The organism is Paraburkholderia jirisanensis (assembly GCF_054782355.1).
In genome coordinates this window covers 79,003-94,668 of sequence record NZ_BAAGSQ010000005.1, presented here as the reverse complement: position 1 = coordinate 94,668, position 15,666 = coordinate 79,003, and the positions used below count along the sequence as shown (strand labels likewise).

Annotated in this window: 17 protein-coding genes and 1 pseudogene; 7 read left to right on the top strand and 11 right to left on the bottom strand. The window is 64.8% G+C overall.

Going from position 1 to position 15,666, the window contains the following annotated elements:
- Positions 1-11: 11 nt before the first annotated feature.
- Entirely contained in the window at positions 12-629 is a 618-nt protein-coding gene (locus ACYVNQ_RS03750; protein ID WP_460901030.1) for a hypothetical protein, read from the top strand.
- Here ACYVNQ_RS03750 and ACYVNQ_RS03745 read toward each other — a convergent pair.
- Positions 630-701 (bottom strand): annotated as a pseudogene (locus ACYVNQ_RS03745) (MgtC/SapB family protein); the annotation flags it as partial.
- A 179-nt stretch (positions 702-880) separates the two neighbouring features.
- Here ACYVNQ_RS03745 and ACYVNQ_RS03740 point away from each other — a divergent pair.
- Positions 881-2,005, top strand: coding sequence for an AGE family epimerase/isomerase (locus ACYVNQ_RS03740; protein ID WP_460900928.1), 1,125 nt, complete (start codon positions 881-883; stop codon positions 2,003-2,005).
- 30 nt (positions 2,006-2,035) lie between these two features.
- On the opposite strand, the gene ACYVNQ_RS03735 is transcribed toward ACYVNQ_RS03740, so the two are convergent.
- The gene (locus tag ACYVNQ_RS03735) at positions 2,036-2,896 is read right to left on the bottom strand and encodes an MBL fold metallo-hydrolase (protein ID WP_460900927.1); all 861 of its coding nucleotides are present in this window, start codon (positions 2,894-2,896) and stop codon (positions 2,036-2,038) included.
- A gap of 261 nt (positions 2,897-3,157) precedes the next feature.
- On the opposite strand from ACYVNQ_RS03735, the gene ACYVNQ_RS03730 reads away from it, so the two are divergent.
- Entirely contained in the window at positions 3,158-3,598 is a 441-nt protein-coding gene (locus tag ACYVNQ_RS03730) for a PaaI family thioesterase (RefSeq protein WP_460900926.1), read from the top strand.
- Positions 3,599-3,725: 127 nt separating this feature from the next.
- On the opposite strand, the gene ACYVNQ_RS03725 is transcribed toward ACYVNQ_RS03730, so the two are convergent.
- The 9 genes from ACYVNQ_RS03725 to ACYVNQ_RS03685 form a co-directional block, all read right to left on the bottom strand.
- Positions 3,726-4,574, bottom strand: a complete 849-nt coding sequence (locus ACYVNQ_RS03725; protein ID WP_460900925.1) for an ureidoglycolate lyase — start codon at positions 4,572-4,574, stop codon at positions 3,726-3,728.
- A 67-nt stretch (positions 4,575-4,641) separates the two neighbouring features.
- Positions 4,642-5,385 (bottom strand): SDR family oxidoreductase, encoded by a 744-nt coding sequence (locus ACYVNQ_RS03720; protein WP_460900924.1) that lies wholly within the window; start codon positions 5,383-5,385, stop codon positions 4,642-4,644.
- Between the two features lie 13 nt (positions 5,386-5,398).
- Complete coding sequence (locus ACYVNQ_RS03715; RefSeq protein WP_460900923.1) at positions 5,399-6,244, bottom strand: amidohydrolase family protein; 846 nt, start codon at positions 6,242-6,244, stop codon at positions 5,399-5,401.
- A gap of 1 nt (position 6,245) precedes the next feature.
- Positions 6,246-7,286 carry an aldo/keto reductase gene (locus ACYVNQ_RS03710; RefSeq protein WP_460900922.1) on the bottom strand — a complete coding sequence of 347 codons (1,041 nt, stop codon included), beginning with the start codon at positions 7,284-7,286 and terminating at the stop codon, positions 6,246-6,248.
- A gap of 81 nt (positions 7,287-7,367) precedes the next feature.
- Complete coding sequence (locus ACYVNQ_RS03705) at positions 7,368-8,717, bottom strand: UxaA family hydrolase (protein ID WP_460900921.1); 1,350 nt, start codon at positions 8,715-8,717, stop codon at positions 7,368-7,370.
- Positions 8,718-8,750: 33 nt separating this feature from the next.
- A complete protein-coding gene (locus ACYVNQ_RS03700; RefSeq protein WP_460900920.1) occupies positions 8,751-9,059 on the bottom strand; it encodes a UxaA family hydrolase in 309 nt (102 codons plus the stop codon).
- 96 nt (positions 9,060-9,155) lie between these two features.
- Positions 9,156-10,196, bottom strand: a complete 1,041-nt coding sequence (locus ACYVNQ_RS03695; RefSeq protein WP_460900919.1) for an ABC transporter permease — start codon at positions 10,194-10,196, stop codon at positions 9,156-9,158.
- Positions 10,186-11,742: a sugar ABC transporter ATP-binding protein gene (locus ACYVNQ_RS03690; protein WP_460900918.1), complete on the bottom strand. Its 1,557-nt coding sequence runs from the start codon at positions 11,740-11,742 to the stop codon at positions 10,186-10,188. The genes ACYVNQ_RS03695 and ACYVNQ_RS03690 overlap by 11 nt, the downstream gene beginning before the upstream one ends.
- Entirely contained in the window at positions 11,739-12,806 is a 1,068-nt protein-coding gene (locus ACYVNQ_RS03685; protein WP_460900917.1) for a sugar ABC transporter substrate-binding protein, read from the bottom strand. Before ACYVNQ_RS03685 ends, ACYVNQ_RS03690 begins: the two co-directional genes overlap by 4 nt.
- Before the next feature lie 277 nt (positions 12,807-13,083).
- Between ACYVNQ_RS03685 and ACYVNQ_RS03680 the strand changes: the two genes are divergently transcribed.
- The 4 genes from ACYVNQ_RS03680 (at position 13,084) to ACYVNQ_RS03665 (ending at position 15,523) form a co-directional block, all read left to right on the top strand.
- Positions 13,084-13,926: an IclR family transcriptional regulator gene (locus ACYVNQ_RS03680; protein ID WP_460900916.1), complete on the top strand. Its 843-nt coding sequence runs from the start codon at positions 13,084-13,086 to the stop codon at positions 13,924-13,926.
- 108 nt (positions 13,927-14,034) lie between these two features.
- A complete protein-coding gene (locus ACYVNQ_RS03675) occupies positions 14,035-14,580 on the top strand; it encodes a hypothetical protein (RefSeq protein ID WP_460900915.1) in 546 nt (181 codons plus the stop codon).
- 423 nt (positions 14,581-15,003) lie between these two features.
- Positions 15,004-15,270: a DUF4148 domain-containing protein gene (locus tag ACYVNQ_RS03670; protein WP_460900914.1), complete on the top strand. Its 267-nt coding sequence runs from the start codon at positions 15,004-15,006 to the stop codon at positions 15,268-15,270.
- A gap of 10 nt (positions 15,271-15,280) precedes the next feature.
- Positions 15,281-15,523, top strand: coding sequence for a hypothetical protein (locus ACYVNQ_RS03665; protein WP_460900913.1), 243 nt, complete (start codon positions 15,281-15,283; stop codon positions 15,521-15,523).
- Positions 15,524-15,666: the final 143 nt, after the last annotated feature.

Sequence of the window (15,666 nt, the reverse complement as noted above, 5' to 3'; positions counted from 1 at the left end):
TGAACGTAACGATGAGCCTGAACCAACCGATTCGCATCGCCGACCCGCGCCACGCGCCGCGGGAGCTGCGCTGGCGCACGCCATGGCATGTGTGGCAGGGGGCATCGTGGCTCGCCAGCACGCTGCTCGCGCCGCCTTTTTTCGTGATCGGCGTGCTGCTGCTAATCGATGCGCATAGCGACAGCCCGTACTTCTGGCCGTCGACGATGGCCGTGGTGGCAGCCACCAACGTGCTCGCGATCGTCGATGCGAACCAGCGGCATCATCGCAAGCCCTACGGCAGCCGCGTGCAGGTCGCGCTGCGCTATTTCGGCATCAGCGCGCTGGCGGGCGGCGCGTTGTTTCTGCTGCTGGTGTGGGGCACCGGCGTGCTGCAAAACGTGATCGGCCCATTGCTGCCGTCAGCCGGCACACACCGCGCGGCTAGCCCGGCAGGCACCCTGACCGAACTGCAATGGGCGTTTGGCGCGACCGTGGTGTTCTGTATGCTGTCGTTCGTGCATGCATGCATATTGCATGCGTGGCTCGCGTTCGAAGTGCCCGCGTGGTACCGCATTTCGCGCGGCACGGTATCGCTCGATCGAGCGCGCAACGCGCAATCCGAGGTGCGCACGCCAGATTCGAATTGAACGCAGCAGGATCGAGCCCGCCCCGAGAAAGCCGCTGCCGGATACCACTTGCGCCGCGACCCGCGTGGCTTCCCCCCTTTTTCTGGTTGATTTCTGACCGGTCCGGTCGACCGCCCCGGCCGCGCTAGCCCATCGGTGCGCCGGGCGGCGTACCATAGCGGGTTATTCAGCCGCCGCCTGCCGCCGAACCGCGGTGGCGCATGACTTTTCGTACGGCTTCCCGCACTACTGCTCCATTGCTAACCAACATCATGAGACCACCCGCTTCGACGACCGCCGGCGCCGCTTCGCTGCACGAGCATTTCGCCCATGTCGTCCTGCCGATCTGGCGCGGGCCGGGCTTCAACGAAGCACTCGGCCTGCCCTACGAAGCCGTTGCCGGCGACGGCCGCACGCCGATGCCGGCAGTGCGTTATCGCGCGATGGCCTGCGCGCGCCAGCTGTTCGTATTTTCACAGGCCGGCGCCGCCGCTCATGCGCAGCGGCTGTTCGAGATGCTGCTGCATTACTTTCAGGACAACCAACGCGGCGGATGGTTCTATAGCGTCGATGCGCAAGGCGCGCCGCTCGACACGACGAAGGACCTGTACACGCATGCCTTCATCGTGTTCGCGTGCGCCGAATATGCTGCGCGCTCAGGCAACCACGACGCGCTCGATACCGTGCTGCACACGTCGGATCTGATCGAAACGCGTTTTGCGGTGCGCAACGACGCGCCGGCCAGCGGCCTGCTGCATGCCGCGTTGAGCGCGGACTTCGCGACCGTCACCAGCGGCTTGCAGCAGAACCCGCTGATGCATCTGACCGAAGCGTGGCTCGCGGCGCGCAACGCGACGCACGATGCCGCGTTCGATACCGCGCTCGAACGGCTTGGCAACGCGATCGCTCGCGTGTTCGTGCATCAACCCACCGGCTGCGTCGCCGAATTGCCGCTTCTGCCGCAGTTGCAGCGCAATGGCGACGACAATCGACTCGAGCCCGGCCACCAGTTCGAATGGTTCTGGCTGGTGCAACAGGCAGGCGCGCTGTTCGATGCAACGGGGCTGCGCGAAGCGCTCGCGCGCGCTTTCCTGTTCGCACAGGAGCAAGGCGTGGACCCGCTGACGGGCGGCGTGGCCGCGGCGCTCGACATGAACGGCAGCCTCCAGGATGCGACGCAGCGCATCTGGGCGCAATCCGAGTATCTGCGCGCGCTTGCGGTGCATGGCGACGCGCAGGTGCGCGCGCTGCTGCCGCAGCAGATCGCACGCTTTAGCGAGCGCTTCCTGCGCCCGCAAGGCTGGTTCGAATGCAAGACGCCATCAGGCGAGGTGGCGCGCGACGACATGCCGTCTACCACGCCGTACCACCTCGCGACCGCCTACGCGGCGCTATGAACGCGTGTCACGCGGCCGACCACAGCGCCGTCAAAGCACATTGAGCGGCGTCTTCAGATAACGCAGACCGTTGCCTTCCGGCGGCGGCTCGACGCCCGCGCGGATGTTCAGCTGGATCGATGGAATCAGCAGTGTCGGCATGCCGAGCGTCGCGTCGCGCGCGGTGCGCATCGCGACGAACACGTGCTCTTCGACGGCCTCGTTCACATGGATATTGCGTGCCCGCTGGTCGGCCACCGTCGCGTGCGAGCACACGGCTCGCCCGCCGGGCGGATAGTCGTGACACATATAAAGCTGCGTATCGCCGGGCAGCATGAGCAAGCGGCGAATCGACGTATACAGCGTGCGTGCATCGCCGCCCGGAAAATCGCAGCGCGCGGTGCCGACGTCCGGCATGAACAACGTATCGCCGATAAACACCGCGCCGTCGAACACATAAGCGACGTCGGCCGGCGTATGGCCTGGCACGTGCAGCACCGTTGCCTCGAGTTCGCCGACCCGGAACGTTTCTCCGGCAACGAACAGATGATCGAATTGCGAGCCATCGGCTTGAAATGCCGGCTCGAAGTTGAATACCGGTCCGAAGATCTTCTGCACCGCGCGGATGTGTTCGCCGATCGCGGTGGTGCCGCCCAGCTGTTTGCGCAGATAAGGCGCCGCCGACAGATGGTCGGCATGCGCATGCGTTTCGAGCAGCCACGCCACCTGCAGTTGCTGCTCGCGCACGAAATCGACGATCCGGTCGGCGCACTGCGTCGACGTGCGCCCGGAGCGCGCATCGTAGTCGAGCACCGGATCGACGATCGCACACGGCGAGCCGTGGCCGGCATGAACGACATAGCTGAGCGTCCCCGTCACCGGGTCGTGGAACGCGTCGATCGAGGGTTTCATCGGTGACCTCGTGAGAGCTTTAGTCTTTTGCAAAGATAACCGAGCTATCGACGCGCCGCCAACACGAACAGGAAATCTCAAACACGGCGCCGAAATCTTTCATATCGTGCTGCTGCCTGCGGTTAACCCGGCCACCCTCCCATTTACGTTACTTTTCACAACAATTACATCGCGATTTTTTCCGTATTACCTTGACGGCAGCGCGCGGCGCTTCCTAGAGTGGGTGAAGCGTCACAGCGGGCTCAGCCCGAAGGAATCGAGATGACCGACCTACTGGACCGGGCGCGCGGCGCATTGCATGCGCAGCCGTTCAGCACCCTGCTCGGCACCGAACTGATGTACGTCGGCGCCGACGAGCTGACGCTGTGCCTGCCGATCCGCGACGAGCTGCGTCAGCAGCACGGCTTCGTCCATGGCGGCGTGATCAGCTATCTGGCGGACAACGCGCTGACCTTCGCCGGCGCGCTGGCGCTGGGGCCCAGGGTGATTACCGGCGAGTACAAGATCAATTACCTGCGGCCGGCGGTGAGCGGCATTCTGATGGCGCGCGCGCAGGTGGTGTATGCGGGCCGCCATCAGGCGACCTGCCAGTGCAGCGTGTATGTCACGGATGGGGATCGCGAGCGCCTCGTCGCAGTCGCGCAAGGCACCATCAACAAGATCGGCGATGGTTTCGAGAGCCTGCCGCAGGAAGGGAAATAGGCGGCAGCGCTGCCGCCGCCTGCCGCCCGCGATGCGCTATTGCGCCGCGTTATCGGGCTGGCTCATTGAGCTGCCTCATTGAGCTGCCTCATTGAGCTGCCTCATTGAGCTGCCGTATCGGGCCGCCCTATTCCGCCGCATAAGTCTTCTGCTGCTGCTCGCCGAGCCCTTCGATGCCCAGACGCATGGTCTGACCAGCCTTCAGGTACACCGCCTGCGGCTTCACCCCCATGCCGACGCCCGGCGGCGTGCCGGTCGAGATCACGTCGCCCGGCTGCAGGCTCATGCACTGCGACAGATACGACACCAGCTTCTTCACACCGAAGATCATCGTCTTGGTGCTGCCGTTCTGATAGCGGTGGCCATCCACCTCGAGCCACAGCTTCAGGTTCTGCGGATCGGGGACTTCGTCGCGCGTGACGACCCACGGGCCGATCGGGCCGAACGTGTCGAAGCCCTTGCCCTTGTCCCACTGGCCCGCGCGCTCGATCTGCCATTCGCGCTCCGACACATCGTTGATCACGCAGTAGCCGGCCACGTAGTCGAGCGCGTCGGCCTCGTCGACGTATTTGGCCGCCTTGCCGATCACGATGCCCAGCTCGACTTCCCAATCGGTCTTCTTCGAACCGCGCGGAATCTCGACGTCGTCGTTCGGGCCGCAGATCGCGCTGGTCCACTTGTTGAACACGACCGGCTCCGGCGGCACCGGCAGGTTCGACTCAGCCGCGTGATCCGCATAGTTCAGGCCGATGCAGACGAACTTGCCGATCTTGCCGACGCACGGCCCGATACGCGGATTGCCTTCGACCAGCGGCAGCGAAGCCGGATCGAGCGCGCGCAGCTCCGCGAGGCTCGCATCGGACAGCGTGCTGCCGTCGACGTCGTCGATCACCTTCGACAGATCGCGAATTTTGCCTTGCGCATCGAGCAGGCCCGGCTTTTCCTGACCTTTCGGTCCGTAACGAAGCAGTTTCATCGTGGCGCTTTCCTGTAAGTTCGATAGAAGTTCAAAGCGAGGTTCAAAGCAGTTTCAGCGGCGCAGACTAGTTCGACCAGCCGCCGTCGATCACATGCGCATGGCCGGTGGTAAACGCGGATTCGTCGGACGCCAGATAGAGCGCGAGTGCGGCGATCTCCTGCGGCTTGCCGATGCGGCCCATCGGCTGGCGCGCGACGAAGGCGGCCTGCACCGCGTCGACGCTCGCGCCCTGGGCGCTGGCCTGCGCGGCGATTCGCTGTTCGAGCGACGGCGAAGCCACCGTGCCCGGGCAAATCGCGTTACAGCGTACACCACGCGTGACGAAATCGGCGGCGACCGCCTTGGTCAGGCCGATCACGGCCGCTTTCGATGCACCATATACAAAGCGGTTCGGCACGCCCTTCACACTCGACGCCGCCGACGACATATTGATGATCGAGCCGCCGCCCTTCTCCAGCATGCCGGGCAGGAAGGCGCGGATGGTGCGGTACATCGCCTTGGCGTTCAGGTCGAAGGCGAAGTCCCAGTCTTCTTCGCTGGCTTCGAGAATCGAGCCGGCGTGCACATAGCCCGCGCAATTGAACAGCACGTCGAGCGGGCCGAGTTCGGCGGCCAGCGCATTGATCGCCGCGGCGTCGCGCACGTCGAGCTTGCGCGCTTCGACCGGCTTGCCAGCGAGCGCATCGAGCTTGATGTCGGTGGCGATCACGCGCGCGCCCTCGCTCGCGAAGAGCTCGGCGGTGGCGAGACCGATGCCTTGTCCGGCGGCGGTGATCAAGGCCGTTTTGCCGGCCAGTCGTTGTGTCATCTAACGGCTCCAGTTAAGTTTGAATGTGGTAAAACGCCGCGGCGTTCGCGCCGAACACCGCCTCGCGCTGCGCATCGGGCAGCGCGTCCAGCAGCGACGTCGCCACCGCATGCCACAGCAGATAGTCGCCATTCAGGTTCAGCACCGGCCAGTCGCTGCCCCACATCAGCCGCGCCGGTCCGAACGCCGCGACCAGGTGATCGACATACGGACGCAACGTGGTCTCGGTCCAGGCCGCGGCCGCTTCGGTCGCGAGACCCGACACCTTGCAATGCAGATGCGGCAGCCGCGCGAGCCGCGTGATGCCTTCGGCCCATGCGTGCCAGCCGGCGGCGCCGTCGCGGATCGGCGGCTTCGCACCGTGATCGACCACGATGCGCAGTGCTGGAAAGCGTTGCGCGAACGTTTCGAGCGCCGCAACGTGACGCGTGAAGATCAACGCATCGAAGGCGAGGTCGTGTGCGATCAACGCGTCGATAGCGGGCTTCAACGCGGGGTTGGCAATCCACTCGTCGTCGGGCAGGTCCTGCAGCATCGGCCGCACGCCCTTGAATTTCGGCTCGCGCGCGAGTTCGGCGATCAGCGCGGGCGCATCCGCGTCGAGCAGCGGCACCCAGCCGACCACGCCCGCGACCGACGCCTCACCGCGCGCAATCTCTAGCAGGTAGCGGGTTTCAGCCACGCTGGCCGCGGCCTGCACCAGCACGGTTCGCGCAATGCCCGCATGCGCGCGCAGCGGCGCGAGGTCGGCCGGACCGAACACGCGGTAGAGCGGCTCGAGCTCGGGTGTGAGCCAGCCATAGTCGCCACGGGCCGGATCCCAGTAATGCTGGTGTGCATCGATTTGCGGCGCCGTCATATCAATCCTTCGGCAGCGGCGCGTGGCGGACGATCAAGCCTTCGTCCTGCAACGCCTGCCACAGCGCGGCCGGAATCGGCCGCTCGAACGATTCGACGTTCTCGCGTACTTCGTCCGCGCTGCGCGCGCCGGTCAACACCGTCGCGACCGCTGGATGCGCATACGGAAACTGCAGCGCCGCAGCCGCGAGCGGCACGCCATGCGCGCGGCACACGTCTTCGAGACGCTCGACGCGCGCGATCACCTCCGGCGGCGCGGCGCCATAGTTGAACTTCAGGTCGCCCGCTACGCCGCGCGCGAGTATCCCCGAATTGAATGCGCCGCCCAGCAGAATGCTGACGTTGTGCTTCTCGCAGTTGGGCAGCAGATCGTTCAGCGTGTCCTGTTCAAGCAGCGTATAGCGGCCCGCAAGCAACGCGCAGTCGATCTCGAACTCGACCATCATTTCGATGATCGCCGCGCCTTCGTTGACGCCGAGCCCGACCGCCTTCACGACGCCCGCCGAACGCAGTTCGTCGAGCGCGCGAAAGCCGCCGCCATCGGTCAGCTGCTTCCAGTAGAGCGGATTCTTGTCGCCGTGCGTGACGCGGCCGATGTCGTGAATCAACAGGATATCGATATCGACGATACCCAGACGCTGCTGGCTATCCTCGAACGAACGCAGGATGCCGTCGTGCGTGTAGTCGTAGATCGCCTCGAACGGCAACGGATTTTGCCAGCCCTCGCTGCCGTCATACGCGTTCTTGCGCGGCACGTAGCGGCGGCCGGCCTTGGTCGACAGCACGTAATCTTCGCGCGGGTAGCGGCGCAGTGCGTCGCCGAGCCGGTGTTCCGCCTTCGTATGGCCGTAGTGCGGCGCGGTGTCGAAAAAGCGTACGCCGCAGTCCCATGCGGCATCGACGGTGTCTTGCGCTTCTTCGTCGGTCAGGTCGCGGTACAGCCCGCCGAGCGGCGCGGTGCCGAGGCCGAGGCCGCTCACCTGCAGCGCGCGGCGGCCGATCGCGCGGCGCCGCGCGACTTTCGAATCGTTTGCGGATGCCATTCGTCACGTCTCCTGTGTCTTGTGCGTCGCGGGTCATGTGCCGCTTACCAACCGCTTGGGCCGCGTGGGCCGCGGCCACTGCTAGTGCGGCGCGATCTCGACCACCCGCTGCGGCAGCGCCGCGCGCGACGGCAGGCAAGCCGGCCCGACCGGCTCGAAGGTCTTGTACGTAAGGATAAACTCCTGGTGGCCGAGCGTTTCGGATTTCGACGGCTTGCCCTGTGCGACGGCCACCGTCGTATCGAACACTTCGAGGCCGACCTCTTCCAGCGTCGCGCGGCCTTCGAGAATGCGCCCGGCATCGACGTCCATATCGCCTGACAGGTTGCGGTAAGTCGCCGGATTCGCGCACACCTTGATCACCGGCGAAATCGCCGAACCGACCACCGAGCCGCGCCCGGTCGTGAACAGGATCAGATGCGAACCACACGCGATCAGTTCGGCGATTTCCGCGTTGTCGCTGATGTTCGGAAAGCCGAAGCGCGGCTCGCCGTCGGGCACCACGTCGAGCAGATAGAGGCCGCCGGTGGGCGGCACGTCGCCCGGTTTGACGATGCCGACGATCGGCGATGCGCCGCTTTTCGCGTACGCGCCGAGCGACTTTTCTTCCTGCGTGGTCAGGCCGCCATCCGCATTGCCGACCGCGAAGCTGCCGTGCCCGAGAATCGAGTAGTAGCGCGCCGCCTTGGCGACGCACGCGACGATCTCGTCGCCGAGTTCCGGCCGTGCGGCACGGCTTTTCATATGAAACTCGCAGCCGACCAGTTCGCCGGTTTCTTCGAAGATGCAGGTCGCGCCCGCGTCGATCATCCGGTCGAACGCGCGCCCGACTGCCGGATTCGCGGTGATGCCGCTGGTGCCGTCGGAGCCGCCGCAGACGGTGCCGATCACCAGTTCGCTCAACGCCATCGGCACTTTCGGTTGCCGGGCGAGCTCGCCACGCACCTGCTGCACCCAGTCGACGCCATGCTGGATCGTGCTGCGCGTGCCGCCTCTTTCCTGGATCGTCAGTACTTCGACCGGCCGGCCGCTGGCGCGCACCACGTCGACCAGATAGTGCTTGTTCATGCTCTCGCAGCCGAGCGACACGAACAGCACCGCGCCGACATTCGGATGCGTGCACAACTGCTGCATCATCTTTTCCGCGTAGGTGTTCGGGTAGCAGCCGGGAAAGCCGATCAGATGCACCGGCGGTTCCTGCGCGAATGACGGATCGTCGAACGCATCGAGCGGCGCCCGAAACTGCGTGACGATCTCGCGCGCCACGTGATGCGCGCATTCGACCAGGTACGCGACCGCGATCACATTGCGGATGCCCTTGCGGCCGTCGCTGCGCAGATAGGCTTGCAGAACGGGCTGCGCGGTGGCGGCCGCGGTTGCTGCGGAGGCTGCTGCAGTTGCGCTTGCCGTTGCTACGGAAATGTCGGTCATGGTGTGGGGTGCGCGGCGCGCAGCCGCGTCGGATCAGTGTTGGACGAACGCGTGGCCTGCGTCGTGCGTGTAGGTCGGCAGGTAGTCGCTTTCGAGGTTGTGCGTGTGCAGGTGCTCGCCGCGTACGACGTCCGCGGTCACGTGGCCGATTACCGCACCGTAGCGCAGCACTTTTTCGTCTTTGACGAGCGCGCGGCGCGCGACCTTATGGCCGAGATCGATGGTCTTCGCGAGCGTCACGCGCTCGCCTTCGATGTCGAGTTCGGTGCCGGCTGTGAGCCGCGCGGCAGCGACAAGGCAATTGTCCTGCGGGCTCAGCAGGATCAAACGGGGGTCTGTCATGGTGTTGGTCGGCGTGTTTGCAAAAATGGTTACTCGCGGGTTGCTGCGCGTGGGCTATACCCGCGGGTTGTCGCCCATCGGGTACAGCCCTTTCAATCAGTTCTGCCCTTCGCCGCTCGCGATGCGCGCCACCATCAACGAGCCGAGAATAATCGCGCCGTAGATCGCCTGAATCCAGAACGACGGCACCTGCGCGAGCGTCAGCAGGTTCTGCACGACACCGAGCAGCAGCACGCCGGACAGCGCGCCGAGCATCGTGCCCTTGCCGCCGTCGAGCGAAATCCCGCCGATCACGGCCGCGGCGAACACGGTAAAGATCATGCCGTTGCCCTGGTTCGCGTTGATCGCGCCGACGTAGCCGGTCACGACCAGCCCGCCGATCGAAGCGAGAATGCTGCCGAGCACGAATACGCCCCACGTGACACGCTCGACGCGAATCCCTGCTGCGCGCGCCGCTTCGGGGTTGCCGCCGATCGCATAGAGCGCGCGGCCGAGGCGGTGATAACGCAGCATGAATGCAGCGACAGCGAACGCCGCGGCCGCGAGCCACACCGATAACGGCAAGCCCAACACGATGGTGGTAGCGAGCGCGAAGAACGAAGGCGGCATGTCGAACAGCGTGCCGCCCTTGGTCGCGCCGACCAGCATGCCGCGCAGCACGATCAGCATGGCCAGCGTGACGATGAAGGCATTCAGGCGCAGCCGCACCACCAGGAAGCCGTTGATAAAACCGATCAACGCGCCGACCAGAACGATCGCGAGCAAGCCAAACGCAGCTGGCCATTCAAGGCCAAAGCCGGCCGACGCCGCCGGCATCACCAGCATTGCGCCGACCGCCGGCGCAATGCCAACCGTCGACTCGAGCGACAAATCGAACTTGCCGGTCAGCACGATCAGCGATTCGGCGAGCACGACCAATGCAAGCGCCGCCGACGCGCCGAGCACGCTGATCAAATTCGCTTTCGTCAGAAAGCTCGGGCTGACGAATGCACCGATCAGCAGCAACAGCGCGAGCGCGGGCAGCAACGCGAGGTCGCGCAGTCGGGCGAATTCGATGCGCGGCCGGCCGGCGTGCGCCGCCGTGCCGCTTTGGCCCTGCGCGGACGCGAAGGCTGCGCCTGGCACACTATGCTTCATGGAGACTGACTCCTTCGACAGATGCAATCAGGTCGTGGTCCTGCCAACCCGCGTTGAATTCGGCCGCGATACGGCCACGGAACATCACGAGCACGCGATCGCAGGTGCGTAGATCGTCGAGTTCGCCGGATACGACGAGCACCGCCTTGCCCTCTTCACGCACACGATCGACCACCGACAACAAGGCCTCTTTCGATTTGACGTCGACGCCGGCAGTGGGGTCGATCAGCACGAGGACGTTTGGATCGGTGGCCAGCGCGCGCGCCATCACCACCTTCTGCTGGTTGCCGCCGGAAAGCCCCGACACCGGCAGTTCCGGCCCGGGCGCGACGATGCCGAGCGCATCGATCATCTTGCGGCCGAATGCGTTCTTCTTCGCCGGCGTGGCGATGCCGAAACGGCCAAGCAGCTTCGCGATCGTCATCGACGCGTTTTCCGCAATCGACTGCGACAGCACGAGGCCTTCGCGATGGCGATCTTTCGGCACGCAGCCGATGCCGAGCGCCAGTGCGGCCGGCACATCGCCGCTGGGCAGCGTGGCGCCGTTGGCGACGCGAATCTCGCCGCGCCGGAAGGTGCGCAAGCCGGCAATCGCCTCGGCGACGCTGGTGCGTCCGCTGCTGGTCGCGCCGGTCAGGCCGATCACTTCGCCGCATTTGACCTGCAACGACACGTCGTCGTAATCGGCACCGGACAGACCGGACACGCCTAGCGCGACCTGTGCGTCGGCGGGCAGCGGCGCGCGCGCCGCGGCGTCGGGCACCGCAAGACCGCCGCGCTCGCCGGTCATCGCTTCGATCAGTTGCTCGCGCGGCAATGCAGACACCGGCGCGCTGACGATATGCCGCGCATCGCGCAACACCGTCACCGCCTGGCAGATCTCGTACACCTCCTGCAGGTGATGCGAGATAAACAGGAACGTCACGCCTTCGCGCTGTAGTTCCGTAATGCGTTTGAAGAGCCGCTTGATTTCATCGCCATCGAGTTGCGCGGTCGGCTCATCGAGAATGATGAAGCGCGCGCCATACGACAACGCGCGCGCAATCTCCACCAGTTGCCGCGCTTCGACCGACAGATCGCCGGCGCGCGCGTCTTCGCGCACATCGATTTTCCAGTGGTCGAGCAGCGTACGCGCGTCGCGACGCATCGCGCGCCAGTCGATTACGCCGCGGCTGGCCGGCTGCCGGTTGATAAACAGATTTTCGGCCACCGTCAGATCGCGAATGATCGTCGAATGCTGATAGACGCACGCCACGCGTTCGCGCCATGCGTCGCGCTCGGCAATCGCCGGCGCGGCTGCGCCGGCAAACCGCACCTCGCCGGTGTCGGGTTTGCGCAGGCCCGTCAGCAACGACACCAGCGTCGACTTGCCAGCCCCGTTGCGCCCGACCAGCGCATGCGACTCGCCGGGCAGCACGCGCATCGACACGTCGCGCAATGCGAACGTCGAACCGAAACGCTTGCCTACGCCGAGCGCCTCGACGACCGGCGCGGTGCCTGCGATCGCCGAGCTCGTTGCGTGCGTTGCGTGCGTCGTATCGCTCATTTCAGCGTATTGCCCCACAGGTTCTTGTCGTCGACGTTCGACTTCGTCACGAGCGGCGCCGGCAGCTGGTCTTCAAGCACGCCCGGCTGCAGTTGCACGATGGTGCTGCCGTGATCGGTCGGGCCCGGCTTGAAGGTTTGCCCGGCGAGCGCGGCCTTCATGTAAAACAGCCCGTATTTCGCGTACAGATCGGCGGGCTGTGAAATCGTCGCGTCGATCTCGCCCTTGCGGATCGCGTCGAACTCCTGCGGAATGCCGTCGTTGCTGACGATCACGATGTGCTTCGGATCCCCCGCCGGCACCAGCAGCTGCTTGCGGCGCAGTGTCTGCAGCGTCGGCGCGAGGTACACACCGCCCGCCTGCATGTAGATCGCCTTCACATCCGGATTCGCGGTCAGCAGGCTGTCCAGCGAGCTTGCGGCGACGTCGCCTTTCCACCCTGCGGGAATCTCGAGCAATGACAGGGCCGGAAAGTTCTTCAGGCATGCGCGGAACGCTTCGGAGCGGTCGCGACCGTTCACCGATGCGAGATCGCCTTCGATCTGCACCACCTTGCCCGCCTTCACGTGCTCGCCGATGTACTTGCACGCCTTCTCGCCATACGCATGGTTGTCGGCGCGCACGACCATTGCTACCTTGCCTTGCGTCGGCGCGACGTCCACGGCGACCACCTGCACGTTCTTCTGCGCGGCGGAGTCGAGCGCGCGGCTGATCGCCGCCGAATCGATCGGGCCGACCACAATGCCCTTTGCGCCGAGATTCACCATGTTGTTCATGTCGGTGATCTGCTGCGCGGGGTCGTTGTTCGAATTGACGGGCGCGAGGATGTCGATGCCCATTTCCTTCGCGTATTTCGGCAGATAGTTGTTGTACGACTGCCAGAACGGCGACGTGAGCAGCGGCAGGCCAAGCCCGACCTTGCCGGCCTCGGCGGCCTGTGCGACGCCGCTAATGGCAACGCCGGCGATGCCTGCAACACCCACGACGCCCGCGGCGGCGATAGCGGCCGCGACGGCCGAGCGAACCAGACGGCGCGCCGGACGCGACCCGTTGACGAATTTCATCCTTGTCTCCTGATGACCTTGCGTTTGGTGAACTGCCAGCCCCCCACGCCGGCCGCCTGTACGGAACTCGAAGGATGAGGGGACTTCTGTTCTGCGCTTTCTCGTTGACCGGTGTATCGTTATTTCATCGATTCACCAGTGAACGTATTATTCATATACGAACTTTTTTAAGTCAAGACATGTGCAGTGCAGCAGCCGTCCGTGTTTTCCCTGGCGGCTCGCGCACCGAATATTCAGATAATCGATGCAACCCGCAAACAGACATCAGCCGGTCACAATGGACCTCGAAGACAAGGACGACAGCGACCGCTACCGCGCACCCGCGCTGGACAAGGGCCTCGACATACTCGAATTGCTCGCCGAGCAGAAAGGCGGTTTGACGCGCGCCGAGATCACCAAACTGCTCGGCCGCAATGCCAGCGAGATGTACCGGATGCTCGAGCGGCTGGTGGCGCGGCAATACGTGATGCGCTCGGCGGGCGGCGACCGCTATTCGCTGAGCCTGAAGCTGTACGCGCTCGCGCACCGCCACCCGCCGATGGAGCGGCTGATCTCCGAAGCGGTGCCGCTGATGCAGCGCTTTGTGGCGCAGGCCGAGCAGTCGTGCCATTTGTCGGTGTACGACCGCGGCAATCTGCTGGTGATCGCGCAGGTGGATGGCCCGGGCACGTGGGGCATTTCGGTGCGGCTCGGGGCGCGCGTCGGTTTGATCGATACCGGCTCGGGGCGCACGCTGCTGGCGTTCCAGACGCTCGAACAGCGCGCGCAGATGCTGGCCGAACACACTGCCGTAAAAGGCGAAGTGACGATCGATCACGATGCGCTCGAACAGGCCTGCGGCGAGATTCGCACACAAGGCTTTTCGCAGAAAGACAGCCAGCAGATCTTCGGCGTGACCGACCTGACCGTGCCGCTGCTCGCGTCGTCGGGCCAGGCGATTGCGGCGCTGACCTGCCCGTTTCTGAAGCGCATCGACGAATACGTCGCGCCGACCCTCGACCAGACGCTCGCGATGTTGCGCGAAACGGTACAGGCGCTATCGATGTTTCGCGAGCCGGGCGCGCACGAAGCACACGACGCGAACCTGCCGAACCAGGCCAGCGACGGACAAGGCGCGTAACGGCGCCGCATTCAACCGCACGCGCGTATGCGTTAGAATGGCGGCCCTTCCAGAAACCGCCGCATGCGCGCTCGCGCGTGTGCTCTATCCGTTAAGCACCGACACGCAATGGCCAAACTTCTGTCCGACCACGAATTCCAGCGCTTTTCCGAGCTCCAGCAGAAGCAGGCAAGCTTCACGATCAGCAGCGACGAAGCCGACGAACTGCGCGAGATCGTCGCGCGCGCGCAGCAAAAGCGCGACGACCGCGCCGCCGCCACTCAGGCTATCGAAACGTATATCCGCCAGTTCGACATCACGCCGGACGAGTTGTTCTCGGCCGAGCAGATCGGCGACGCGGCGCGTACCTTCGGGCTGATTCCCGCGGCGAAGAAAGAACGTGTGCTGCCGCCCACGCTGACTTTCAACGGCAAGCCGTATCAATGGACCACGCGCAATTTGCCCGATGAAATCCGCGTGCCGCTGTTCGACGCATTCAAGGATGGGCAATCGGTGAAGGCCTTCATCGCGACGCCCAAGGATGCGGCGCGCTGCGCCGCGGCGATCGCACGGCTCGAGCGCGAAACGGGTGTGGTGTACGCGGACGCGTGGCTCGAAGAGCTGGCCGTTTCGCGCGCACAGATCGAAGAAGCCGCGGCGAAGCTTACGGCCTGACGCTGCTGCTGGATTTGTTGACTTTCTTGCTGCCGCGCGAACCTTCAGTGTTCGCGTGAACGAACCGCCGGCCATCATGCCGGCGGTTCTCCTCCTCGCTGCTGCTCTTCCTCGCTGATAGCGCCGCATATAACGCGCTTACATCGCCGCCTATATTGCCGCTTGTATTGCATACGCACTTCGTCTGCGGTCCTGCAGTGCGCACGCGTGCGAAGCTACTTCGCTTCGCGGTTCCCCCGTCTGGCATGCGTAAACCGCGCGAGTAGCGCCGTTATTCCCTCTGCGCAGTGCAATTCATCAAAAACTTTTTTCCGCTGCACGTGTGCGTCATTTCATCGTGACTTTTTCGACGCGTCAGGAATATCTGCGCGACAGGCCATGTTTACCCGTTTGCATACCGCACAACACGTCAAGGAGACGACCATGAAGAAGTTCGCGATGTTCGCACTGGCATTGGCAGCATTCAGTTCAGCCAATGTATTCGCACAAGGCAAGACGCGCGCCGAGGTCTATCAGGAACTCGTGCAGGCCAAGCAGAACGGCCTCGATTTCGTGACCGATGCGTCCTATCCTGAAGTGAGCCCCGCCTACAAGGACACGGTCGCCTATCTGAAGCAGCAAGCGCTTGCGAAGGAAGGCAAGCAGCAGAACCGCGCGACTGCGGATGCGGGCACCATGGCCACTCAGTGAGGTCTCCGGCATGCAAATCAATCCCCCCTCGACCGATGGGCAGCCGGTGCGCGGCATGCATCGACGCCGCGCACTGCGCACGCTGCTCCACACCGCACGCCGCAGTAGAGGCGTGCTGCTCGCCGCCGCGACCGTGGCCTTGCTGGCAGGCTGCGCATCGATGCCGGGCCCATCCGGTAGCGATGCACGCGACGCGAACGCGAGCTCATGCACCGGCCCGGTCAGCTTCTGCAACATCTTCTTCGGTTCCTGAAGCTCGTTGATCGCGTTGCGGCGCAAGCCGCAGCAGCAGCAAATTCGCCTGACCTTGTAACCCGTTGCATTGCGCGAACGAACTACCGTGACGGCCGCATCTGTGCGCCGCTTCCAGTTCGTTTGAACACCACGTTATGAGGT

Coding starts and splice junctions, on each gene's coding strand:
- ACYVNQ_RS03730 (WP_460900926.1), top strand. CDS start 3,158: ATGACCGACCTACTGGACCGGGCGCGCGGCGCATTGCATGCGCAGCCG.
- ACYVNQ_RS03675 (WP_460900915.1), top strand. CDS start 14,035: ATGGCCAAACTTCTGTCCGACCACGAATTCCAGCGCTTTTCCGAGCTC.
- ACYVNQ_RS03715 (WP_460900923.1), bottom strand. CDS start 6,244: ATGACGGCGCCGCAAATCGATGCACACCAGCATTACTGGGATCCGGCC.
- ACYVNQ_RS03670 (WP_460900914.1), top strand. CDS start 15,004: ATGAAGAAGTTCGCGATGTTCGCACTGGCATTGGCAGCATTCAGTTCA.
- ACYVNQ_RS03690 (WP_460900918.1), bottom strand. CDS start 11,742: ATGAGCGATACGACGCACGCAACGCACGCAACGAGCTCGGCGATCGCA.
- ACYVNQ_RS03750 (WP_460901030.1), top strand. CDS start 12: ATGAGCCTGAACCAACCGATTCGCATCGCCGACCCGCGCCACGCGCCG.
- ACYVNQ_RS03710 (WP_460900922.1), bottom strand. CDS start 7,286: ATGGCATCCGCAAACGATTCGAAAGTCGCGCGGCGCCGCGCGATCGGC.
- ACYVNQ_RS03735 (WP_460900927.1), bottom strand. CDS start 2,896: ATGAAACCCTCGATCGACGCGTTCCACGACCCGGTGACGGGGACGCTC.
- ACYVNQ_RS03700 (WP_460900920.1), bottom strand. CDS start 9,059: ATGACAGACCCCCGTTTGATCCTGCTGAGCCCGCAGGACAATTGCCTT.
- ACYVNQ_RS03680 (WP_460900916.1), top strand. CDS start 13,084: ATGGACCTCGAAGACAAGGACGACAGCGACCGCTACCGCGCACCCGCG.
- ACYVNQ_RS03720 (WP_460900924.1), bottom strand. CDS start 5,385: ATGACACAACGACTGGCCGGCAAAACGGCCTTGATCACCGCCGCCGGA.
- ACYVNQ_RS03740 (WP_460900928.1), top strand. CDS start 881: ATGAGACCACCCGCTTCGACGACCGCCGGCGCCGCTTCGCTGCACGAG.
- ACYVNQ_RS03695 (WP_460900919.1), bottom strand. CDS start 10,196: ATGAAGCATAGTGTGCCAGGCGCAGCCTTCGCGTCCGCGCAGGGCCAA.
- ACYVNQ_RS03725 (WP_460900925.1), bottom strand. CDS start 4,574: ATGAAACTGCTTCGTTACGGACCGAAAGGTCAGGAAAAGCCGGGCCTG.
- ACYVNQ_RS03685 (WP_460900917.1), bottom strand. CDS start 12,806: ATGAAATTCGTCAACGGGTCGCGTCCGGCGCGCCGTCTGGTTCGCTCG.
- ACYVNQ_RS03705 (WP_460900921.1), bottom strand. CDS start 8,717: ATGACCGACATTTCCGTAGCAACGGCAAGCGCAACTGCAGCAGCCTCC.
- ACYVNQ_RS03665 (WP_460900913.1), top strand. CDS start 15,281: ATGCAAATCAATCCCCCCTCGACCGATGGGCAGCCGGTGCGCGGCATG.